Annotated in this window: 15 protein-coding genes; 14 read left to right on the forward strand and 1 reads right to left on the reverse strand. The window is 41.8% G+C overall.

The window, feature by feature from the left end:
* Nucleotide 1: 1 nt before the first annotated feature.
* Nucleotides 2-985 (forward strand): PKD-like domain-containing protein, encoded by a 984-nt coding sequence (locus DW182_RS18085; protein ID WP_007666472.1) that lies wholly within the window; start codon nt 2-4, stop codon nt 983-985.
* Between the two features lie 46 nt (nt 986-1,031).
* On the opposite strand, the gene DW182_RS18090 is transcribed toward DW182_RS18085, so the two are convergent.
* Nucleotides 1,032-3,179, reverse strand: a complete 2,148-nt coding sequence (locus DW182_RS18090; protein ID WP_007666466.1) for an HAD-IA family hydrolase — start codon at nt 3,177-3,179, stop codon at nt 1,032-1,034.
* A gap of 137 nt (nt 3,180-3,316) precedes the next feature.
* On the opposite strand from DW182_RS18090, the gene DW182_RS18095 reads away from it, so the two are divergent.
* From DW182_RS18095 to DW182_RS18155, 13 genes are all read left to right on the forward strand, one after another.
* On the forward strand, nt 3,317-5,551 hold the full coding sequence (locus tag DW182_RS18095) for a GH92 family glycosyl hydrolase (RefSeq protein ID WP_118296405.1): 2,235 nt from the start codon (nt 3,317-3,319) through the stop codon (nt 5,549-5,551).
* Nucleotides 5,552-5,571: 20 nt separating this feature from the next.
* Nucleotides 5,572-6,132, forward strand: coding sequence for an RNA polymerase sigma-70 factor (locus DW182_RS18100; protein WP_118296406.1), 561 nt, complete (start codon nt 5,572-5,574; stop codon nt 6,130-6,132).
* A gap of 31 nt (nt 6,133-6,163) precedes the next feature.
* Nucleotides 6,164-7,171: a FecR family protein gene (locus DW182_RS18105; protein ID WP_117691692.1), complete on the forward strand. Its 1,008-nt coding sequence runs from the start codon at nt 6,164-6,166 to the stop codon at nt 7,169-7,171.
* A 41-nt stretch (nt 7,172-7,212) separates the two neighbouring features.
* Nucleotides 7,213-9,492, forward strand: coding sequence for a GH92 family glycosyl hydrolase (locus tag DW182_RS18110; RefSeq protein ID WP_118296407.1), 2,280 nt, complete (start codon nt 7,213-7,215; stop codon nt 9,490-9,492).
* A 190-nt stretch (nt 9,493-9,682) separates the two neighbouring features.
* On the forward strand, nt 9,683-13,027 hold the full coding sequence (locus DW182_RS18115) for a TonB-dependent receptor (protein ID WP_044533831.1): 3,345 nt from the start codon (nt 9,683-9,685) through the stop codon (nt 13,025-13,027).
* Between the two features lie 22 nt (nt 13,028-13,049).
* Nucleotides 13,050-14,627, forward strand: a complete 1,578-nt coding sequence (locus tag DW182_RS18120) for a RagB/SusD family nutrient uptake outer membrane protein (RefSeq protein ID WP_007666457.1) — start codon at nt 13,050-13,052, stop codon at nt 14,625-14,627.
* A gap of 26 nt (nt 14,628-14,653) precedes the next feature.
* Entirely contained in the window at nt 14,654-15,658 is a 1,005-nt protein-coding gene (locus DW182_RS18125) for a glycoside hydrolase family 18 (RefSeq protein ID WP_233564182.1), read from the forward strand.
* A gap of 8 nt (nt 15,659-15,666) precedes the next feature.
* The gene (locus tag DW182_RS18130) at nt 15,667-16,821 is read left to right on the forward strand and encodes a DUF1735 and LamG domain-containing protein (RefSeq protein ID WP_044533833.1); all 1,155 of its coding nucleotides are present in this window, start codon (nt 15,667-15,669) and stop codon (nt 16,819-16,821) included.
* Between the two features lie 30 nt (nt 16,822-16,851).
* On the forward strand, nt 16,852-18,825 hold the full coding sequence (locus DW182_RS18135) for a BT_3987 domain-containing protein (protein WP_227073113.1): 1,974 nt from the start codon (nt 16,852-16,854) through the stop codon (nt 18,823-18,825).
* 149 nt (nt 18,826-18,974) lie between these two features.
* The gene (locus DW182_RS18140; RefSeq protein ID WP_118296410.1) at nt 18,975-20,981 is read left to right on the forward strand and encodes a glycoside hydrolase family 97 protein; all 2,007 of its coding nucleotides are present in this window, start codon (nt 18,975-18,977) and stop codon (nt 20,979-20,981) included.
* Between the two features lie 27 nt (nt 20,982-21,008).
* Nucleotides 21,009-23,276, forward strand: coding sequence for a GH92 family glycosyl hydrolase (locus DW182_RS18145; protein ID WP_118296411.1), 2,268 nt, complete (start codon nt 21,009-21,011; stop codon nt 23,274-23,276).
* Between the two features lie 24 nt (nt 23,277-23,300).
* On the forward strand, nt 23,301-24,611 hold the full coding sequence (locus DW182_RS18150; RefSeq protein WP_118296412.1) for an MFS transporter: 1,311 nt from the start codon (nt 23,301-23,303) through the stop codon (nt 24,609-24,611).
* Between the two features lie 27 nt (nt 24,612-24,638).
* The gene (locus DW182_RS18155) at nt 24,639-25,610 is read left to right on the forward strand and encodes a glycoside hydrolase family 130 protein (RefSeq protein WP_118296413.1); all 972 of its coding nucleotides are present in this window, start codon (nt 24,639-24,641) and stop codon (nt 25,608-25,610) included.
* Nucleotides 25,611-25,625: the final 15 nt, after the last annotated feature.

Consider the following 25,625-nt stretch of genomic DNA (forward strand, 5'->3'; position numbering starts at 1 on the left):
TATGAAGAATAATATTATCTATTTTTTATCATGTCTTGTCCTTACTATAGGATTGGCATCTTGTAGTAGCGATGATTCCAACGACAATGCTTTACTACTCTCAGTATCCATTGTCGATGGTGAAAAACAAGACGTTGCACTTGGAAAATCTCTCACCTTGGAGGCGAAAGTGGAAAATGGTGAAAATGCTCGTTTTGAGTGGACAGTGGATGGTGAGAAGGTATCAACTGAACTGAAGTATGTGTTTACTCCCACAAAGGCAGGAACTTACGACGTGAAGTTTGCAGCTTATAAGGATAAAGATGAAGCCTATGCCGCTATACTGGTGAATGTATATGTGGCTTATGATGCTGTAAAGTCTATGAGTGATATTCAATTCTGGACAGGAGAGGGAGAATGTCAGTCTGCATTAGGCGTGCAATGGATAAGTGGTGACAACTGGGAAGATCCGATACAGGATAATGTTCATTTCCTGAGTTGGGGGTATCGTTGGAAAGAAAGTGACCAATCTACCGGATATCAGATGATCTTAGCAATTGCTAAAGCAGATCCTCGCTTCTTTGTTGTGATGGGACCAGGTTTTGGTGGTGATGACAGTCGGTCTGTTCGTGGTTTGGGCTACGATGCCAATGGTGATGGTTGTTTTTCTATAAAGAATGAATCCATGTCTATTACATATGATGCAAAGGACTTTACGGATGGGGTAATCTTTCTGAAAGATGATGTGACGGGAGATGGATTTGTATCAACCGATCCTGCCGATTATTGGATGGGTGGCTGGTATGAGAATTATTGTTCGTATTATTTGGGTGATGATGGGAAGAATGTTCCGGAATCATTTGAATATTCTCCATATATGGCAGACTTGCGCACATTAACTCAGAACAGTTGGGATGCTTGGACTTGTTCCTCAATCAATTCCGGTATGATGAATACTTATCCTTTTTCAGAATGGATGGTAGGGGCTCTTGCAAATCCCCAATAATAGATACGAATTGATTTTTCCTGAAATAAATAAAAGTTCTCTCATATCAATTGATAGGGAGAACTTTTATTATATAAACCGCAGCAACTATCAGGGCTACTACAATAATAGCAAAGATAATAAGCAATATTAGACTGTAGAAGAACATAAGTACTGTGGTCCAAAAACTTCTCCACCACGTGTATCCATACAGTTGCTTATAATCCAGGCAGAAGAGGGCAAAGATGAATAGTATGGGCAATTCGTATAAATCGCCTACCTGTGCACTGCCGTTGAAAGGAAGCACAATGATGCTGAGCAAGAGTATTTGGCAAGCGATATAGGCCTGTATAAATACATGTTCTGTCAGATTATAGCGCAGCTTGTTCTTTTTACGACGGAAAGCCATGAGCGTTGCCAGAGCAAAAAGAGGTAACGTGGCAATGATGCGGAATGCCTTGTTGCCATGTCCCCAACTTTTCAGTAAGTTCCATACTTTTTCCAAGAAAGGTGTGTTGTGGATGACTTTTTCAAGTTTATCAAATGCTGAAGACCCATCTTTCAGCAATTCGTCTATGAGCTCATCATCTTCATCGCCATTTATTTTTATGGTGATATTGTCCTTTTTAAAAGAACTTTTTGTTTCTAGTTTTTCCAAATCCAGATTCAGGTCTTTTATAGTTTGAGTCAGAACTTCCTTTTGAGCTGGTTCTTTGGCCTTTTTTATCTGTTTCTGCAAAAGTTCGCGTGTGACTATCAGATTCTTCTTCCGGATTTCCGTAGAATCCTCTGTTCCCAGATTTTCCAGTTTCTTGTTCAAGCCTTTTATGGCCTGGTTCAGAACATCTTTGGTGTGTGAGTCTTCTGTTCCCTCTATTCGTTTTTGTAGTTGTTCACGTGCAGCAAGTATTTCTTGTCTTTGGACTTCCTGTGATTTTTCCTTCTTTTCTTTCAGGGCTTCAGGGTCTACCAGTTGCACAGCCATTATGTAAAGGGCGGCAAGTACAAATAATGTCTGGAAGGGGCGGAAGTATAAGATTCGTTTGCCAGCAATGAAGTCTCTGATCATGTATCCCGGGCGGTAGAGCAAGTCCAGAAGGGTGCGGCCGAAACCATTATCGATATTAGTGAATCCGCCTAATATATTTCTGAATGCATTACTGAAACGGTAACGGGGAGTATTCCGGCTTTGACCGCAACGGTTGCAATAGCTACCTGTATAAGCAGTTTCACAATTTAAGCAAATATTGCTTTCCTCACTCATGGGCGGTGTTTTCTTTCCTTGTACCATTTTGATGTGTAGGGCGCGAAGGCGTATCTTACAGGGAAGCCACCAGGGAGAGTTTAATATTCGGTTTGGCAGAATCCTGCGTTTGGTAAGGATATACAAGAGAACCAGAATGAAAGCCCACAGAAAAACATTACTGTCTTCTCCTTCTTCAAAAGATAACCATAGTAGTACTGCCAGGATTAGTATTTGCCAGATATTGATCATTTTCTTTCTGCAAGGAGTGCGACGGGAAACAATAACCGGAACGGAAGGTGGATTGACAACCGGATGGGTTGGTTGTTCATCCGTTTCCAAGAGTTCTTCCAGTGAGTTCATAATTTTCCAATGCGGATATTTGCCTAATTCTTCGGCGGAAGTTACTCCATGGGTTACACCGGCAAAGTCCACACCAGCTGCTTTGGCTGTGGCAGCGTCCACTGTGCTATCGCCAATGTAGAGGGTTTCTGCCTTGGTGACATGCAACTGTTTGATGGCAAGCAGCAACCCTTCGGGTGAGGGCTTGGCTGTTTGTACATCTTCTCCGCCAATAATGATGTTGAAGAAACTGCCGGGGAAGTGCTGGTCGAGCATTTCCTTTATGCGATAACGGTATTTGGTGGAGATGATGCCGATGAATGCGCCTGCATCTTTCAGGGCAAGCAGCACAGACTTGGTTTCCAGAAAGAGTACGGTGTTTATTGTCATGTGGGTATCCGCTTCCTTCCTGTATTCGCTCTTAAAACCAGCTAGTTGGTCTTCATCCGTCACCCCCGTCAGGATAGAGAAAGATTCTTCCAAAGTTTTTCCGATGGTACGTTTAATATCTTCATCGGTTACATCTGTATAACCATGTTGATTGAGCACATTACGGAAACAGGTAACGATGCCGCGAGAAGAGTCTGCGAGCGTGTAGTCAAAGTCAAAGAGATAAGTCGTATAGCTCATTGTCGCTTTTTGCGGCAAAGTTATAAATTAATTGGAATTTTTAGGCTATATTTGTTCGTTCGATGAATTTATTAGGGAAACCGTTAAGTGTTTCCGGATGCTGAGTTGTTACATATGCACGTTAACTATGTAGTATTATGAAATTGTCAGAATTGTTTTTACTGGTTTTATTCCTTTTCTCCCTTTCAGCGTGTGTGTCCCAGCAACCGGATACGAAGAGTAAGTGCTATGCCACAGAGTATGTCAACCCCTTTATCGGTACGGATTTTACCGGGAATACGTATCCCGGAGCACAAACTCCGTTCGGTATGGTGCAGTTAAGTCCCGATAACGGGCTTCCGGGATGGGATCGCATCTCCGGTTATTTCTATCCGGACAGCACGATTGCAGGTTTTAGCCATACCCACCTTTCAGGTACCGGGGCAGGTGATTTATATGATATATCTTTTATGCCTGTTACTTTGCCCTATAAAGAGACGGATGCTCCGTTAGGTATTCATTCTTTATTTTCTCACTCCGAAGAAACTGCCAGTGCCGGATATTATCAGGTTCGGTTGAAAGACTATGATATCAATGTAGAACTGACGGCAACCGAGCGTTGCGGTATTCAACGTTATACCTTCCCTGAAGCAGATGCTGCCATTTTCCTTAATTTGCGAAAGGCTATGAATTGGGATTTTACCAATGATACTTATATTGAGAGAATCGATTCTGTTACCATACAAGGGTATCGCTTTTCTGACGGTTGGGCACGCGATCAGCATATTTATTTTCGTACCCGATTCTCTAAACCGTTTAAAGCAATGCAGTTGGATACTGCTACTATTGTCAAGGATGGTGAACGGATTGGAACGTCTGCTATCGCCCGTTTTGATTTCCATACCGCTGCAGGAGAGCAGATTCTTGTAACCACTGCCATATCAGGTGTAAGCATGGAGGGAGCTGCTCGTAATCTTGCAGCCGAAGCACCGGATGATGATTTCGACAAATATCTGGCTACTACCCAAAAAAACTGGAATGAACAACTGTCTAAGATAGAAATCACATGTGATGATCCTGATGAGAAAGTCAAATTTTATACGGCTCTGTATCACTCTATGCTGGCACCGACTATTTATAATGATGTGGACGGTGCCTATTACGGTCCCGATAAACAAGTGCATCAGGCAGATAGATGGACCAATTACAGTACTTTTTCATTGTGGGATACCTATCGTGCCGCTCATCCTCTTTACACTTATATAGAACCGCAACGTGTGAATGATATGGTTCAGTCTTTTCTTGCTTTTTTTGAACAGAACGGACGTCTTCCGGTATGGAACTTCTATGGAAGTGAAACGGATATGATGATAGGCTATCATGCTGTACCGGTTATTGTGGATGCTTATCTGAAGGGAATAGGAAATTTTGATCCGAAGAAAGCCTTGGAAGCCTGTGTAGCTACAGCCAATATAGATGAATATCGCGGAATTGGATTGTATAAAAAGTATGGTTATGTGCCTTATGATGTGACAGATCATTATAACTCAGAGAACTGGTCGCTCTCTAAAACTCTGGAATACGCTTACGATGATTATTGTATTGCCCGTATGGCGGACAAGTTGGGTGAAAGGCAGATTGCAGATGCATTCTATAAACGTTCTCAAAACTATAAGAATGTATATAATCCCCAGGCTTCTTTTATGCAGCCGCGTGATAATAAAGGAAATTTTATTCAACCCTTCAGTCCGGATGACTATACTCCGCATATTTGCGAAAGTAACGGTTGGCAATATTTCTGGTCTGTGCAGCAAGATGTCGATGGTTTGATTGGTTTGGTCGGAGGTACGGAGCGTTTTGCCCAGAAACTGGATAGTATGTTTACTTATAATCCTTCTGCGGATGAAGATCTGCCTATTTTCAGTACCGGAATGATCGGGCAGTATGCGCATGGAAATGAACCGAGCCATCATGTCATTTATTTGTTTAATGCTGTAGGGCAACCTTGGAAGACTCAGAAATATGCCGCCGAGGTGATGCATGAACTTTATAAGAACACGCCTGCCGGTTTATGCGGGAATGAGGATTGTGGTCAGATGTCTGCTTGGTACGTATTTAGCGCAATGGGATTCTATCCGGTAGATCCGGTTAGCGGCAGATATGAAATAGGCACCCCTATGTATCCTGAAATGAAAATGCATTTGGATAACGGCAAGACATTTACGGTATTGGCGCCGACTGTTAGTGAAGAGAATATATATATCCAGTCGGTGAAACTCGACGGGAAACCTTATGATAAAAGCTATATCACACATGAACAAATAATGAATGGCTCTGTCTTTGAATTTGAGATGGGGAATAAACCGGGGGCAGTGTGGTATGCGATAGAGTGATAAAATGAAGTTGTGGGATTATGGGTGATAACTTTGATTCAACTTATAAACTCCTTTTCCGTAAATACTATGCCAATCTGCTTTTCTATGCCACACGTATTGTGGGCGAGGAAGAAGCAGAGGACGTAGTACAAGATGTATTTGTGGAATTGTGGCGACGAAAAGATACAGTGACGGTGGGAGAGCAGATACAGGCATTTCTGTATCGGGCGGTGTATACCCGTGCTTTGAATGTTTTGAAGCACCGGGATATCAAGAATAGTTACGAAGCTGTCGTAATGGAAATTAATCAGAAGAGGGTTGAATTCTATCAGCCGGATAGTAATGATGTAGTGAAAAGGATAGAGGATCGTGAGCTTAGAAAAGAGCTTTCCGAAGCCATTAATGGACTGCCGGATAAATGCAAGATGGTTTTCAAACTCAGTTATCTGCATGATATGAAGAACAAAGAAATTGCAGAAACAATGGGAATATCGTTACGGACGGTAGAGGCTCACATGTATAAAGCTTTGAAGTTCCTGCGTGAAAGATTGGGCTACCTCAACTTTATGTTAGCCCTGTTTTTATTGAATAAGGTATAAGTGTTTTTGTCGAAACGATTGTTTTATTAGTATGATGAAGGAAGGAAAAAATAAGTTGAATGAAGAATTACTGGCCAAATTCCTTATGGGTGAATGTTCTGAAGAAGAACTCCGTGAGGTGAACACTTGGCTGAACGAGTCGGACGATAATGCGCGTGAACTGTTTAGGATAGAAGAAATATATCATCTGGGAAAGAGTGGCGATTCTACAGATGAGAAAAAAATTGAAAAAGCAGAAAAACAGTTATTCAAACGGTTGGCACAGGAAGAAGCTAAGCAGTTCAAGGTGCGTAGAATGCATACTTGGATGAAGTATGCTGCTATGTTCATAGGAATTTTCCTTGTATCCGGTTTGAGTTATCATATCTATCAGTCTCAAAGTGAAGAACAGTTAGTGGCTGTTGTAGCCCGGGATGAAGTGAAGGAATTGATGCTGCCCGATGGCACTAAAGTATGGTTGAATAAGCACACGACCTTGAAGTACCCGCGTGAGTTTTCTGAAAAGGAAAGAAATGTGTATATGGAGGGAGAGGGCTATTTTGAAGTAAAGAGAAATGTTGAAAAGCCTTTTATTGTGCGAAGTGAAGCCATGCAAGTCAGAGTGCTGGGTACGGTTTTTAACTTGAAGAGTGATAAGATGAACCGTTCGGCAGTAGCTACACTGATTAAGGGAGAGATTGAGGTGAAAGGCAATCACAATGAGGGTATGATTGTGTTGGCTCCGGGACAAAAAGCCGAATTGAACGCTGTAACTCGTCGTCTGGTAGTGAAGCAAGTGGATACAGGTATTGAGAATTGGCATAATAATCAGTTTGTCTTTGAAAATGCTGATATATTTACGATTGCCCGTACTTTAGAGAACTCTTATGGAGTGAAGATTATTCTGGCGCCTGATATGGATGCTACTAAAACATATTCGGGTACACTGAAGAAGAAAAACACTGTGGAGGAAATCCTGAATTTGATTAAAAGTACAAATGCAATACCTATTGAATATAAAATTGTAGGAAATAGTGTATTTTTGTCTCCCAAAAAATAAAAGGAAACTTTTGAAATATATAATCTTATAAATATAATAGTATGAGAAAGCTGCTTTTATCAATGTGCTTTTTGGGCTGTGCTCTCTGGGCGCAGGCTAAAGATTTAACACAATACGTTAACCCGTTGATGGGTACGTTATCCAGTTTCGAACTATCTACAGGCAATACATATCCTGCTATCGCACGTCCATGGGGTATGAATTTCTGGACTCCTCAAACAGGAAAAATGGGAGATGGTTGGCAGTATGTTTATACCGCCCATAAAATCCGTGGTTTTAAACAAACCCATCAACCCAGTCCCTGGATTAATGACTACGGTCAGTTTTCTATCATGCCGGTAGTGGGCAAACCCGAATTTAATGAAGATAAGCGTGCCAGCTGGTTCTCTCATAAAGGAGAAGTTGCATTGCCTCATTATTATAAGGTGTATCTTGCTGAACACGATGTCGTGACAGAGTTTACTCCCACTGAACGTGCTGTTTTATTCCGTTTTACTTTTCCGGAGAATGAACATTCATATATTGTAGTGGATGCTTTCGACAAAGGATCTTATATTAAAATTATTCCTGAACAAAATAAGATTATCGGATACACAACCCGTAACAGTGGTGGAGTGCCCGATAACTTCAAGAACTACTTTGTTATTGAGTTCGACAAGCCTTTTACTTATCAGGCTTCTGTTGCCGATGGCGTTTTGGCAGAGAATCAAAAAGAGCAGAAGGCCGGACATGCAGGTGCAATCATTGGTTTTAAAACCCGTAAAGGAGAAATCGTGCATGCTCGTGTAGCCTCTTCCTTTATCGGTTTTGAGCAGGCAGACAGAAACTTGAAAGAGCTTGGAAACGATAGTTTTGATACTTTGGTTCAGAAAGGGCAAGATGCCTGGAATGAGGTATTGGGTAAAATAGAAGTGGATGGTGGCAATCTTGATCAGTATCGTACTTTTTATTCTTGTCTGTATCGTTCGGTACTTTTCCCCCGTGCTTTTTATGAATTTGATGAAACTGGCAATCCTGTTCATTATAGTCCTTACAATGGTCAGGTATTACCTGGATATATGTATACGGATACCGGCTTCTGGGATACTTTCCGTTGCCTGTTCCCTTTCCTCAACCTGATGTATCCTTCGGTAAACAAACAAATCCAGGAAGGTCTCGTCAATACATATAAGGAAAGCGGTTTCTTCCCTGAATGGGCTAGCCCGGGACATCGTGGTTGTATGATTGGCAATAACTCTGCCTCTGTACTGGCTGATGCCTATCTGAAGGGGGTTAAAGTGGATGATGTGGCTACCTTGTATGAAGGACTTATCCATGGCACAAAGAATGTACATCCTGAAGTTTCTTCTACCGGACGTCTCGGTTATGAATATTATAATGAATTAGGTTATGTTCCTTATGACGTAAAGATCAATGAGAATGCTGCCCGTACTCTGGAATATGCTTATGATGACTGGTGTATCTATCAGATGGCAAAAGCGCTGGATCGTCCGAAGAAAGAGCAGAAACTTTTTGCCAATCGTGCTATGAACTATAAGAACGTGTTCGATAAGGAAAGCCTGTTGATGCGTGGACGTAATAAAGATGGGCAGTTCCAGACACCTTTCTCACCTTTGAAATGGGGAGATGCCTTTACAGAAGGAAACAGTTGGCATTACTCCTGGTCCGTTTTCCACGATCCGCAAGGTTTGATCGATTTGATGGGTGGTGAAAAAGTTTTTGTCGAAATGCTGGATTCTGTGTTTATTGTTCCTCCCATCTTCGATGACAGCTATTATGGACAGGTGATTCATGAAATACGTGAAATGACAGTGATGAACATGGGTAACTATGCGCATGGTAACCAGCCTATACAGCACATGATTTACATGTACAATTATGCCGGGCAGCCTTGGAAAGCCCAATATTGGTTGCGTCAGGTGATGAACCGTATGTATACTCTAGGTTCTGATGGGTATTGTGGAGATGAAGACAATGGGCAGACTTCTGCCTGGTATGTGTTCTCAGCATTAGGCTTCTATCCGGTTTGTCCGGGAACCGATGAGTATGTTCTCGGTGCTCCTTTGTTCAAGAAAGCTACACTTCATCTTGAGAATGGCCGTTCATTGGTTATTGATGCAGCAAACAATAGTTCTGAAAATATGTATATTGAATCGCTTCGTCTGGATGGAAATGAATATACGAAGAATTATGTGAAACATGAAGACCTGTTGAAGGGCGGTGTCCTGAAATTTGATATGGGTAATAAACCCAACTTACAGAGAGGAATACATCCGGAAGATTATCCATATTCTTTCTCTAACGAAATAAAAAAGAAGTAAGGGCTGAAGTTAATAATGTAAGAAAGAAGGGAATAGAAATTAAAACTATTCCCTTTTTTGCTTTAATGAAAAAAAATATCATTTTGTAGTAAGTGTATTTTTAGCGACTGTTGTTTTATATGTGAAAGTCGGGAGAAAGGATCTCCTGGCAGATTAAAATTAACCAATGTGTAACCTTTAAACTTTGTTTATGGACAACAATCATGCTTTTCAAAGTTCGAAATTTCTACGGGCTTTATTAGTCTTGTTCTTCATGACTGTATCAGTTCAGTGGACTTTTGCCCAACTGGATTTGAACATGTCTCGCACGACATTAGGTACGGTCATTGAACAAATCAAAACTCAATCCAAGTATCAATTTTTTTATGACGACAAACTTGCTGCTACGGCAGTGGAAAAAGTCAATGTGAAGAATGCATCTATCGAAGATGCCTTGACTGCTATTCTTAAAGGGAAAAATATTTCTTTTAAAGTAGAAGATAACATTGTTTATCTTTCAGAGAAGTCTCAATCAGGACAAGAAAGTACCCAACAAGGGAAAGAACGTACGATAACCGGTCAGGTATCGGACGATATGGGACCTCTGATCGGTGTCAACGTATTGGTGAAAGGTACCAGTGTGGGTTGTATCACCGATTTTGACGGTAATTTTACGCTGACCACGACAGAAGCAAATCCTGTAATTCAATTCTCTTATGTCGGTTATAAAACACAGGAGATTGCAGCAAAGGAACAGAGTGTTATTAATCTGATGATGGAGAGCGATTCTCAACTGGTAGAAGAGGTTGTTGTAACAGCCTTGGGTATTAAACGTGCAACTAAAGCACTAAGCTACAATGTTCAGGAAATCAAGAGTGATGAACTGACCAGAGTGAAAGATGCTAACCTTGTAAACTCTTTGTCTGGTAAAGTGGCGGGTGTTACCATTAATGCCAGTTCCTCCGGTGTAGGTGGTGCCAGTAAAGTAGTGATGCGTGGTACGAAAGGTATTGATCAGTCCAGCAACGCTCTTTATGTGATCGATGGTGTACCTATGTTCAATCTTTCCGGTGAAGGTGGTCAGGAATTTGACTCTAAAGGTTCTTCAGAAGCGATTGCAGATATAAATCCGGAAGACATCGAATCTATGTCTGTACTGACGGGTGCTGCCGCTGCCGCTTTGTATGGTAGTCACGCTGCCAATGGTGCTATTGTTATTACGACTAAGAAAGGCAAGGAAGGACGTTTGAGTTTGACTGTATCACAGAATACTGAATTTCTCCGTCCGTTTGTTACTCCTAATTTTCAGAATTCTTATGGCACAGGCGATCTTCTGTCCAGTGCAGGTTCTGTAGAAAAAAGCTGGGGTAATAAATTGAACCCTTCCAATTACATGGGATATGATCCGATCAATGACTTTCTGAGAACAGGTGTGGTAGCTACCGAAACCGTTTCTTTATCTACAGGTACGGAAAAGAATCAGACTTACTTCTCTGCGAGTGCTGTGAATTCTGTCGGTATGGTTCCGAATAACGATTATGACCGTTATAACTTTACTTTCCGCAACACTACTTCTTTCCTGAATGATAAGATGACACTGGATGTAAGTGCTTCTTATATCAAACAGAAAGACCAAAATATGGTGAATCAGGGTACTTACTCCAATCCGTTGGTTACAGCTTATTTGTTCCCTCGTGGTGACGACTGGAATGAGATTAAGATGTACGAACGCTGGGATACTTCCCGTAACATCTATACACAATATTGGCCACAGGGCATCGATACTTTTACAGGACAAAATCCGTACTGGATTGCTTATCGTAACCTGCGTGAGAATAATAAGGATCGTTATATGTTGAGTGGTAGCTTGAGCTATAAGATTTTAGATTGGTTGAGTGTATCAGGCCGTGTGCGTGTGGATAACTCTGCAAGTACTTATACGGAAAAGCTTTATGCTACAAGTAATACTACATTGGCCGAAGGCTCTAACAACGGTTTGTATGGTATTTCTAATACGAATGACAAGCAAACTTATGCTGATATCATGTTGAACATCAATAAAAACTTTGGTGAAAATCTTACTTTCCAGGCTAATATTGGTGCTTCTTTATCGGATATGCAACAAGATGTACTGCAAAATCGTGGTCCTATCAGTGAAGACGGTATTCCTAACGTTTTCAATGTATTCCAGTTGGATGACAGTAAGACAAAACGTACGCAGTCAGGTTTTCATGATCAGACTCAGTCTGTTTTTGCCAGTCTTGAATTAGGATATAAGAGTACTTATTACTTGACTTTGACCGGACGTTCTGACTGGCCTTCACAATTGGCAGGTCCTAATTCTACTCAGAGTGCATTCCTTTATCCTTCAGTCGGTGGTTCTGTTATTTTGTCCGAGTTACTGAAATTGCCACAACAAATTTCTTTTCTGAAAGTACGTGGCTCATTTGCATCTGTGGGTCTTCCTTTCCCGCGTTTCCTGGCCAACCCTACTTATTCATGGGATAACTCCAATAAGGTTTGGCAATCCAAACGTAACTATCCGATGTATAATCTGAAACCGGAAAGAACGGATTCATGGGAAGTAGGTCTTACTGCCCGTTTCCTGAATCATTTTAATCTGGATTTGGCTTTGTATACTACTAAAACTTATAATCAGACGTTTGACCCTAAGATTTCCGTATCTTCCGGTTACTCAACATTGTATGTGCAGACGGGTAGCGTACGAAATAAGGGTATTGAATTAGGATTGGGCTATTCTAATGAATGGGGTAAATTTAAATGGTCCAGTAATTACGTATTCAGTACCAATAAGAATGAGATTCTTGAACTGCTGGAAAACTATGTGCATCCTGAAACCGGAACTGTCATCACTAAAGAACGCTTGGATGTAGGTGGTATGGGACAGGCTCGTTTCATTCTGAAGAAAGGTGGCTCTTTGGGTGATCTCTATTCTACTGCCGACCTGCAACGTGATAGTAACGGCAATATTCTGGTAGATCAGAATGGTAGTGTGACTGCTAATTATAATGCAGAAGATATTAAATTAGGTAGCGTATTTGCAAAATGCAATATGTCGTGGAGAAATGATTTCAGCTGGAAGAACCTGAATTTTGGTTTCATGCTCTCTGCACGTATCGGTGGTATCGTTTACTCTGCTACTCAGGCTGCTATGGATATGTATGGTGTTTCTGAGTCAACAGAAATAGCACGCAATCAAGGTGGTGTTTATGTGAATGGAACGGACTTGGTAAATGCACAGAAATGGTATACTACTATCGGTTCTCAGTCTGGTATTCCACAATATTACACTTACAGTGCTACCAATCTGCGTCTCCAGGAAGCCAGTGTCGGTTATACTATACCGAGAGATAAACTTTGGAATGTGGCTGACGTGACCGTATCTCTGGTAGGCCGTAACTTGCTGATGCTTTATTGTAAAGCTCCGTTCGATCCGGAAGCAGTAGCTTCTACCGGTAACTACTATCAGGGTATTGACAACTTTATGACGCCGAGTGCGCGTAGCTTAGGATTCAATGTAAGATTTAAGTTCTAACAGATTAAAGAAAGAAAAAACAATGAGAAAATCAATTATAAAATTCGCTTTATGCGGTGGAATGTTAGCTGGCATGTTGGCATCTTGCACAGGTGATTATATGGATTATAATACCAATCCGTATGAAGCAACCAAAGACCAGATGGACCGTGATGCCTACTTGACTCGTTCGGCATTGACAGGTATGCAGGGATATGTCATCCCTACGGATGTACTTCTTAATCAGTTTCTGGAGGCCCTTTTGGGTGGACCTTACGGTGGCTATTTGGCGGAATCCAATTCCGGTTTCACGAACCGTTTCTCCAACTACAACCAATCTCAGGACTGGGTAGGTAAATTATATAAAGATGTTATTCCTAATGTGTATGCTAACTATGCACAGTTGGAAGCTGCAACTGAAGACCCTGTTTATTTGTCAGTAGGAAAAGTTGTAAAGGTAGCAGCTATCTTGCGTGTTACAGATGGATACGGTCCTATTCCTTATTCCCAGTTGGGGGCCAATGGTGACCTGACTGCTCCGCTGGATACTCAGAAGAAAGTTTATGAGACTATGTTGAATGAACTGGATGAGGCAGTGACTGCATTATTACCACATCGTACGGAGACTTTTTCATCCAAAGCTGATAAGGTTTATAGTGGTAAAGTGGAAAACTGGATAAAACTGGCGAATTCTTTGAAATTGCGTATGGCTATGCGTATGGTGTATGTAGATTCTACTACGGCACAAGCTAAAGCGGTGGAAGCTGTTGACTCAGAAAGAGGAGGTGTGTTTACATCAAATGATGATAATGCGACCATTCAGGCTACTACTAATCCATTCAGAGTTATTATGTATGAATATAATGGCGGTGACTCTCGTATTGCGGCAGATATTACTGCCTATATGAATGGTTACAAAGATCCTCGTCGTGAAAAATATTTTGTTGAATCTACCTTTACAACAGCCGATGGAGTGAAGAACGGGTATCATGGTATTCGTTTGGGAACTGAACCGCTTCCGAGTGAAACAGCTCATAAGTATTCTAACATGAATGTTGAAGCCAATACGAAACTTGTTTGGATGACTGCTGCTGAAGTTGCCTTCCTGCGTGCCGAAGGCGCATTGCGTGGTTGGAACATGGGTGGAACTGCAGAAAGTTTTTATAAGAAAGGCGTAGAGTTATCATTCAGTCAATGGGGGGCTTCCGGTGCGGATGCTTATCTGGAAGATGGTAGTAGTTTGCCCGATCTGTATAAAGATCCTCTGGGAACTTATAGTTATAACGGTTCTCAGCCGACTATTACGATTAAGTATGATAATAGCGCCGTCTTTGAAACAAATCTGGAACGTATAATTACCCAGAAATGGATCGCCATATTCCCGTTGGGTAACGAAGCATGGGCTGAATTCCGTCGTACGGGTTACCCGCGTCTGATGACTGCTGCCGTTAATAAAAACAAGGCGGAAGTTCCCGAAGGTACTTTTCCACGCCGCTTGCCTTATCCGCAGGATGAGTACAAGGACAATGGTACGAATGTGCAGAATGCTCTGCAAGATTTGAAACCTGCGAACGATAGAATGTCTTCCAAAGTATGGTGGGACTGCAACCCTAACATCTAATAAAGAAAAGAATTATGAAAAATAAAATGAAAAATATATTCATCGTAGCTTCCTGCTTCGCTGCCATAACCTGTTTCAGCGCATGTGACGACTGGACGGAAGTAGAGAATGTGAATATCAATACTCCCGGAATAGAGGAACAAGATCCGGCTGCGTATGCCAAATATCTGCAAAATTTGGTAGCCTATAAGAATTCGGACCATAAGGTTGTATATGCCTGGTTCGACAATAGCGAGAAAACACCGTTCAGTCGTGGACAGCATATCTCTGATGCTCCTGACAGTTTGGACGTAATTTCCATGATGTACCCAGCAGAACTGGCTGCGTTTGAATTAGTTGATATGCAAACTGTACATGCTAAGGGTACCAAGGTGGTATATACTATCAGTTTTGATAAGATTCAAAAAGAATATACTGAAAAAGTAAAGGAAGGTACGGAAACCGGATCTTTCGATACTTATCTGAAGTCAGAAATGGACAAACAGATTGGTTATGCAAGGAGTTTCGATGGTATGATTACTGAATATAAAGGAAATAATCCTATTTATATGTCTGCCGAACAAAAAGCAGAGGCAAAGAAATATCAGGATATTTTTTTCAGTGCTGTTTCAACCTGGAAAACTGCTAATGCAGATAAGTTGCTGACATTTCAGGGATATCCGGAAAATTTGATTGAGCAGACCATTTTGACTAATTGTAAGCACATCATCCTGGCTACGGATAATGTAACGGATGATGCACAGTTGTCGGTATTTGCCCGTTTGGCCATGGCTGCTGCAGGTGTTCCGACTGATCGTTTCGTAGTTGCTGTTTCCACAGCTTCACTGGATGCATCTGATAAGCAAACCGGGTTCTACGGTACCGACCGGGCGCTTACGGAGGCAGCTTATTGGACTACGGAACCATCTGATGGCTATACCCGTGCCGGATTGGCTATTTATAATGTTCAGAATGACTATTACAATGCTACTAACACATACCAGTATGTGAAAGAGGCTATTAATATTATGAACCCTGCTCCTAAAAAATAAATCAAGCTATGAAATTAAAAAACTTATATTTATTATCGATCACATTGCTGTCTGTAGCTTTAACAGCTTGTAGTGATGATACTGAAACGTTTGATAACCAAGTGTATATAGATGCTTCGGTGAAGACTAGTAATGTTTTACTGAAGAATACGATTCCTTCTGCGGAAGGTGAATTTAGGGTTGCTATGGCTAAGCCGGAAAATGCAGATGTAACTATTTCCTTGAAAGCTGAACCTGCGTTGGTTGATACTTATAATGCTGCATTTTATGATAATGCTGAGGCTTTGCCGAGTAAGCATTATACATTGGAAACTCCACAGACTGTGATTCCTGCCGGATCTGTTCTTTCAGAAAAAGTCACATTGAAATTTGGTAATCTGACAGAGCTGGATGCTGAAAAGGTTTATGTATTACCTGTAACCATTGATCAGGCTAACGTAGGTATTCTGCAAAGTGCCCGTACCATGTATTACGTATTTAAAGGTGCTGCCCTTATCAATGTAGTAGCTGATCTTACTAAGAATCTTGTATACGTAAATTGGAGTACACCTGAAAAGGCAAATGGTTTACGGAAGCTGACTGTGGAAGTATTAGTAAATCCCAGCAAGCTCGATAAAGCTATCAGTACAGTTCTGGGTATTGAAGGATATTTCCTGCTCCGTTTCGGAGATACTGCGCCGGCAAAGAATTGTTTGCAGATTGTAGGTCCTGGAGATAAGAAGATAAATTCAGAAGATCTGACTGTGGCTACCGGTGAATGGACACATATTGCAGTGACTTATGATGCTGAAGCTCAAAAAGTGATAGCCTATTTCAATGGCGTGAATAAATTGGAAGCGACAGCGAATTGGGGAGCATTGGATTTGGGAAAGACAAAAACTGATGAGGGTAATGGCTTCTGGATTGGTCACTCTTATAACCGTGATCGTTGGTTTGATGGTGAAATGTCCGAATGCCGTATTTGGAATAAGGTTTTAACTCAGGAGGAAATTAATGCAAAGAATCATTTTTATCAGGTAGAACCGGGTGCGGAAGGACTGGTTGCCTATTGGAAATTTGATGAAGGTGTAGGTACTTCAATAGCTGATTATAGCGGGAATGAGAATCATGCTACAGCGGTGGAATCGCTTACTTGGACTGCGGTAGAATTGCCTGCGAAATAAATTAAGTTATATTTTAAACAGATGTATATTATGAAATATATGAATCACATAAAATTAGGCTTGTTGGCAGTTACCTTTGCCTGTGCAGGAACTGTTTTCACAAGTTGTGAAGATGACATTACGATTAATGCCGTTAATACAGAAAAGCTGGATACAGTGGATGGCGTATACGGTTATGTCAGATCAGCTGCCGGAGCACGCGAACTTACTTCAATTTCTCTCTTTGGGGATAAAGCCGGTACGGGACATCTTTATTTTGAATTGAGTAAAGCTGCTGAAAAAGACATAACGGTTACTTTCAAAGTAGATGCAACAGCGCTTGAAGTTTATAATGCTGCTCATGGTACATCTTATGCTATGTATCCTGCTGATAAATTGAGCTTGGCAAATGGTGGTACGGTGACTGTTAAAACCGGAGAGAAAAAGTCCGGTGCAGTAGAATTAACTATTAATGCCGGAGGTTCAATTGGTTCAACCTATGCAGTAGCGGTTTCAGCTACTGCAAATGATGGAGTGGCTGTTTCAGCTAATAATCAGACTTATATTTATTTGGTGAAGCCATTGGCAGCTGTGCCTGATTCTAAAAAGGGAGATGTACGTACTCTCTGTTTTGTGGAAGTGAATGATGAAAATATCCTGAATTGTGGTGAATATGTAATGAAGGAAAGTGGAAAACCGTTCTTTGATGTAGTTAGTATCTTTGCTGCCAATATCAATGTGGATAGTGAAAGCGGCCGTGTGCATATTCATTGTAACGATCAGGTATCTTTCCTGTTGAAAAATGCAGATAAATTTATCCGTCCTTTGCAGGCTAAAGGTATCAAAGTCAATATGAGTATCTTGGGTAATCATGATGAAGCCGGTATGGGTAACTTATCGCAGGCTGCTGCGGCTGATTTTGCCAAAGAATTGAAAGCATTTGTCGATATTTATGGTTTGGACGGCATTGATTTTGATGACGAGTATACAGTTTACAAAGAGAATCCGAGTCCGGGCTTCGAACAACGTTCCCGTGAGAATTACTGTCGCTTGATCAGCGAATGTCGCAAGGTGATGCCTGATAAATTGCTGGGTATTTATGAATATAAAAGTAATTTTGAGGATTCTCCAAGCGGAACTGTCGACGGTAAGTCTATTGGCGAGTTGGTAGATTATATGTGTTACGGAACTTATCAGAGATACGTCAAAGGACGCGAATCTAATTTCACCGGACTTCCCAAATCAAAGTATGGCCCTTATTCATTGAAGATTAATGAAGAATATAAAGGTGGCTGGACAAGTTTTAAAGAAGAAACGATTCAGGACCTGAAAGATGCCGGATATGGTTTGCAGGTATTCTATAACCCGAAACCACAATTGTATTCTTATGATTATTATTTCACGGCTGTAAGTAAGATTCTGTTCAATGATGAGGTAGAATGGAGTGGTAAGTATTATGGAAGGACGGACTTCACGGCTTCAACAGGGGTTAAGTCTAACTATGAGGCTTATCTGGGTGAATGGCAAGTAGCTTCTACCAATTCTTTATTCTTTTTTACGCCTCCCGAAGGTGGTAATGGTTGGTGGGATTATAATGGAGATCAGACATTTGATGTTCGTATTGAGGCTAAAGAGGATGGTAAGACTTACTATATCTATGGTTGGGGAGAATATCCTGAAATAACCAATAAATATCCTTTGGTAGCTGAATTTGATTCCAATAATGGTAACTTTACTATTTCCATGCCTCAGGTTATTCATGAAGGTGATACAGAGGATCCCGAAACATGGGAAATGAGATGGGGAACTTATAAGAATGGTAACCAGAATACTTGGAAATACGATACAAATACGACTGCTACGAAGGGAGCATTTGATCCGCTTGGAAATCTGACTCTGATGGGTAGAGGCCAACGTTATGGCATATCTCTGTGCCGTATAGTAAATGGTACGGCAGAATTGCCGGAAGCATATTATGATGCTTATTATCATCCTGGCGCTAATTATAACCTGACTAAAAAGTAAGCTTTTGGCTTTTTAAAAGAGAATGTCTCAATTAATCATGCTATTTTATGTATCTTTGAGACATTCTCTTAACTATCTTGCTGACCGATAACTTCGGACACATGAATTCTGGTGAAACATATTTCCGATAACAAAATAATGAATCGAATATGAGAATACATTTTATTTATTTTATTGTGATTATTTGTCTGGCAAGTAGTTGCTCTTCTAAGCAAAAAGAGGTCTTTTCTCCTGATGGTCGTATCAGGTTACAGTTTGCTCTGAATGACAGTAACCGGATGACCTATCAAATTGAAGTTGACAGTATTCCTTTTGTAGCTTCTTCCTGTTTGGGATTCGAAGCAGAGAACGGGATTAATCTTCATAAAGAATTCCGTATTGTAGATATTGATTTCGCTACTCAGGATGAAACCTGGACGCAACCTTGGGGAGAAAATAAAACCATTCGCAACCATTACAATGAAATGGCTGTTCACTTGTCTGATGCAGCTGCTACCAAACTGATTTTACGGTTTCGTGTATTCGATGACGGGGTAGGATTCCGCTACGAATATGAAGTGGCCGGAGCAGACAGTCTTCTTATCACGGATGAGCTGACTGCGTTCAATATAGCACAGGATGGTACTTCATGGTCCATACCTGCCAATTATGATACTTATGAATTGCTATATCGTACACAGCCTGTCAGCCGGATAGACAATGCCAATACTCCCATGACATTTAAGGCAGGCAATGTATATGCCAGCATTCACGAAGCAGCATTGACGGACTTCCCCGAGATGACATTGAAAAATACAGGTGGTTGCAATTTCAAGTCGGAACTGGCTCCTTGGCCTGATGGCATTAAAGTGCGGGTAAACGGTAGTGTTTTCAAGTCGCCTTGGCGTACCATACAGATTGCTCCGAAAGCTGTCGGTCTAATTAACTCCGGGCTTATACTGAATCTGAATGAGCCTTGTGTACTGGAAACTACGGATTGGATACGTCCAATGAAGTATGTAGGTATCTGGTGGGGAATGCATCTGGGGGTAGAAAGCTGGGTGATAAATGACCGCCACGGTGCCACAACGGAGAATGCTAAACGATATATTGACTTTGCAGCAGCTAACAACATTGAAGGAGTGATGTTTGAAGGCTGGAACGCCGGTTGGGAAAATTGGGGAGGCTCTCAGGACTTTGATTATACGCGTCCGTATGCTGACTTTGATATAAAGGAAATAGTCCGTTATGCTAAGGAAAAAGGAATTGAGATTATTGGACATCATGAAACGGGTGGCAACATAGTCAATTATGAGAAACAACTGGATAAGTCTTATAAATGGTATGCTGACTTGGGTATTCATAGTGTGAAGACCGGTTATGCCGGCGGACTTCCCAATGGGCACAATCATCATGGACAATACAATGTACGCCATTACCGTAAAGTGGTAAAGACTGCTGCAAAATATCATACCACTCTTGATGTACACGAACCAATCAAAGACACTGGTATCCGCCGTACATACCCCAATATGATGACTCGTGAGGGTGCCCGTGGCATGGAATGGAATGCCTGGAGCGAGGGAAATCCCCCCGAACATCATGTACTTTTGCCATTTACCCGTCTGTTGTCAGGGCCAATGGACTATACTCCGGGAATCTTCGACATACTGTATGAGCGTGCCAAAAAGTCTCCTTATCGCAAGAAGTGGAATATGAAGGATAGTAAGGATTGCCGGATCAATTCTACGCTGGCGAAACAGATCGCTAACTGGGTGATACTTTATTCTCCTTTGCAAATGGCTGCCGACATGATTGAAAATTACGAAGGACATCCTGCTTTTCAATTCTTTCGCGATTTTGATGCTGATTGTGACTGGTCGGAAGCGCTGGCAGGTGAGCCGGGAGAATATGTAGTCATAGTGCGCCGCGCAGGAGACAAATATTTCCTGGGTGCAGCTACTAATGAAGACGCACGTGAGGTTACAGTCAAATTGGATTTTCTGGAAAAAGGCAAGACTTACAGGGCTGTCATTTATGCTGATGGTAAAGAGGCTGACTGGATAACGAATCCTACGGCTTATGAGATTATAGAGAAGCAGGTGACTGCTGAAGACATTCTGTCCGTGGATATGGCAAGAGGTGGAGGACAAGCCATTACCTTTATGCCACTTTGATTATGAATATGTAATACTATTAAGAATATGAAGAAAAACATGAAACTGAATTTTATGTTGATGAGTGGAGTGCTGTTATTCGGAATGTACAGTTGTACCCCGGGAGCGCAGGATTATTCATCATACGTTAATCCGTTTATCGGTACGGGAGGGCATGGACATACTTACCCTGGGGCTGTAGTTCCGAACGGAATGATACAACCCAGTCCCGACACACGCATTTATCAGTGGGATGCCTGTTCCGGATATTATTATGCAGATTCTACTATGAATGGATTTTCGCATACCCATCTTAACGGCACAGGTTGTGGAGACTATGGTGATGTATTGCTGATGCCTACCGTAGGCAAACAGGATTATCATGCAATGGGAGAAGAGAGTCAACAGATGGCTTATGCTTCTGCTTTCTCTCATGACAATGAAGTGGCACAACCGGGCTACTATTCAGTCTTTTTGGATCGTTATCAGGTAAAAGCCGAATTGACGGCTACCAAACGTGCAGCTATTCACCGCTATACTTTCCCAAAGGCGGAAGATGCCGGATTTATACTGGACTTGGATTACAGTCTGCAGCGTCAGAAGAATGAAGAGATGGAGTTGGAGGTAATCAGTGATACAGAGATACGAGGACGCAAGAAAACAGTATATTGGGCATTTGACCAGTATATCAATTTCTATGCGAAGTTTTCCAAACCTTTTACCTATACATTGGTAACCGATTCTATGGCATTGGATGAAGGGGGGCCACTCTTTCCGACAGCTAAGGCTTTGTTACAGTTCCAGACAGAGAATAATGAGGAAGTTCTTGTGAAAGTCGGTGTTTCTGCTGTAGATATGGATGGGGCACGAAAGAATGTGGAAGCTGAAATACCTGAATGGGACTTTAACGGTGTGCGTAGTGCTGCCCGTGAATCATGGAATAATTATCTTGCCAAGATAGATATTGAAACGTCTGATAAGGACCAGCGAGTAATGTTTTATACTGCACTCTATCATACCGGTGTGCAACCTAATTTGTTTACAGATGCCGATGGACGCTATCTGGGTATGGATTTGAAACCTCATCAGGGTAGTGTGGAAGAGCCTATCTATACTGTATTCTCTTTATGGGATACATTCAGGGCATATCATCCGTTGATGACAATTATCGATCCTGATTTAAATGAAGCCTTTATCCGTTCATTAATCCGGAAGCAGCATGAGGGTGGTGTATATCCTATGTGGGAACTGGCCGGAAACTATACGGGAACAATGATCGGTTATCATGCTGCATCTATTATAGCTGATGCTTATACAAAAGGTTATCGTAATTTCGATGTGGAAGATGCATATAAGGCTTGTATCCGTGTTGCGGAATATGATACGACCGGTATTTTATGTCCGCCATTGGTATTACCCCACTTGATGCCTCAAGCTAAATACTGGAAGAATAAAATAGGCTATGTACCTTGCGACAAGGATAATGAATCCGTAGCAAAGGCGTTGGAATATGCTTATGACGACTGGTGTATTTCTGTGCTGGCAGATGCTATGGGAGATGAACCGAATGAGGAGAAATATGCAGCCTTTGCTAAGGGATACCAGGTTTATTTTGATGCTTCTACCCGTTTTATGCGCGGACTGGACAGTGAAGGTAATTGGCGTACTCCTTTCAATCCCCGTTCATCCAATCACCGTAGTGACGACTATTGCGAAGGTACAGCCTGGCAATGGACTTGGTTTGTGCCTCATGATATAGATGGATTAGTGGAGCTGATGGGAGGACGTGATGCCTTTATCGGTAAACTGGATTCTTTGTTTATTGCCGATTCAGCTTTGGAGGGTGATATGGTTTCTGCTGATATCTCCGGTTTGATAGGACAATATGCACATGGCAATGAACCAAGTCATCATATTACTCATCTGTATAACTATGTGGATCAACCTTGGCGGACACAAGAACTGGTGGATCAAATATTACATACCCTTTATTTTAATGATCCGGACGGATTGTCGGGCAATGAGGATTGTGGACAGATGTCTGCGTGGTTCATTCTCAATTCTATGGGTTTCTATCAGGTATGTCCGGGTAAGCCGGTTTATTCTATCGGTCGCCCATTATTCGAAAAATCTACCATTCAGTTGAAAGATGGCAAGACATTCACTGTCATTGCACATAATAACAGTCGCGAGAACAAATATGTGCAGAGTATGGTACTGAATGGAAAAAAGTTGGATAAGCCTTTCTTTACGCATCAGGACATAGTAGATGGTGGTACGTTGGAACTGACGATGGGGAATGTCCCTCTGAAGTGAAGCAGAATGATTTAGTCAATAGGTATGAATCAAAATAGTCGTAATCCGATTTCCTGGGTACCCACCGTCTACTTTGCCATGGGGCTTCCCTTTGTTGTACTGAATATGGTGTCTGTGCTGATGTTCAAGGGATTGGGGATTGGTGATGCACAGATTGCTTTGTGGACATCGCTGATAATGCTACCTTGGACACTGAAATTCCTTTGGAGTCCGTTCTTGGAAATGTTCAAGACGAAAAAGTTCTTTGTGGTGCTGACACAATTGATTACCGGGGCAGGTTTTGCCCTGGTAGCATTGGCGTTGCATCTTCCGGCTTTCTTTGCCGTGTGTATTGCTTTGTTGGCGGTTATTGCTTTCAGCGGGGCGACACACGATGTTGCAACAGATGGTGTTTATATGTCGGAACTGAATAAGCAGGATCAGGCCAAGTATATCGGTTGGCAAGGTGCTTTCTATAATATCGCTAAAATTGTTGCATCCGGTGGACTGGTTTGGTTGGCAGGCTGGTTGCTGAAATACTTCGGAGGAGTTCAGGGGACGGAAGAAGCTGTCCGCCATGAAGCGACTGTGCAAGCATGGATGACAGTTATGTTGATTCTGGCTGCTGTAATGGTATTCCTGGGAGTATATCACATGCGTATGTTGCCTTCGGGAGGAACTGCAGCTACAGGCGCAGCATCCGGCAGGGAAACCTGGAACCGGTTGGTGGAAGTTATCCGTGCTTTCTTTCAGAAGAAGCATATCTGGTATTATGTGGCATTTATCATTCTTTATCGTTTGGCCGAGGGCTTTGTCATGAAGATTGTTCCGTTGTTTTTAAAGGCGGAACGTTCTGTTGGAGGATTGGGACTGGGAGAACAGGAGATAGGTCTGTACTATGGAACTTACGGGGCAGCTGCTTTTGTCTTGGGATCCCTGTTGGCAGGTTATTACATCTCTCACAGAGGATTGAGCCGGACATTGTTTTCGTTGTGTTGTGTTTTCAACCTGCCATTTCTGGCTTATACATTGCTGGCTATTTATCAGCCGGAGAATGGTATGCTGATAGGAGGTGCCATTGTGCTTGAATACTTCGGATATGGTTTCGGATTCGTAGGTCTGACACTGTTTATGATGCAGCAAGTGGCTCCCGGCAAACATCAGATGGCCCATTATGCCTTTGCTTCCGGCATCATGAATCTGGGAGTGATGCTTCCGGGATCTATCAGTGGTTTTGTCAGTGATGCGTTGGGATATAAGGCATTTTTTATTTTTACGATGTTTGCTACTATTCCGGCATTTCTGATCACTTATTTTGTACCATTCACCTATCCGGATGAAAAGAAGAATCAATGAAATATATAACTAATAAATAGAAGAATTATGAAACAGATGATGAATATGCCTTGGGAAGAACGCCCGGAAGGTTGTACAGACGTTATGTGGCGTTACTCTAAAAACCCGGTTATCGGACGCTATCACATTCCGACTTCCAACAGTATTTTCAATAGTGCGGTAGTTCCGTTCGGAGATGGATTTGCCGGTGTCTTCCGTTGTGATAATAAAGCAGTGCAGATGAATATTTTTGCGGGCTTTAGTAAAGATGGAATCAATTGGGAGATAAACCATGAGCCTATCTGTTTCAAGGCGGGGAATACGGAGATGATAGAATCCGAGTATAAATACGATCCACGTGTCACCTGGATTGAAGATCGCTACTGGATTACCTGGTGCAACGGCTATCATGGACCTACTATCGGTATTGCCTATACATTCGATTTCAAAGAATTCTTCCAGTGCGAAAATGCCTTTTTGCCTTTTAACCGTAACGGGGTGCTTTTTCCGCAGAAGATAGATGGTAAATATGCTATGTTGAGCCGTCCGAGCGATAACGGTCATACACCGTTTGGAGATATTTACATCAGTTACAGTCCGGACATGAAATATTGGGGAGAACACCGTTGTGTGATGAAAGTTACTCCCTTTCCTGAAAGTGCATGGCAGTGTACGAAGATAGGTGCCGGTTCTGTACCGTTCCTTACTGAAGAGGGCTGGTTGATATTCTATCATGGAGTTATTACTACTTGCAACGGTTTCCGCTATTCTATGGGAGCGGCTATTCTTGATAAAGAAAATCCGGCAAAGGTATTGTATCGCACACGTCCGTACTTGCTTGCTCCTGCTGCTCCTTATGAATTGCAGGGAGATGTGCCCAATGTAGTATTCCCTTGTGCTTCTTTGCAGGATGGAGATAAAGTGGCAGTATATTATGGCGCTGCTGATACTGTTGTAGGTATGGCCTTTGGTTATATTTCGGAAATCATAAAATTTACGAAGAAAAACAGCATTGTATAGTTAATTCCTTAAAGA

This window comes from Bacteroides sp. AM16-24 (genome assembly GCF_003471885.1).
Classification (GTDB): domain Bacteria; phylum Bacteroidota; class Bacteroidia; order Bacteroidales; family Bacteroidaceae; genus Bacteroides.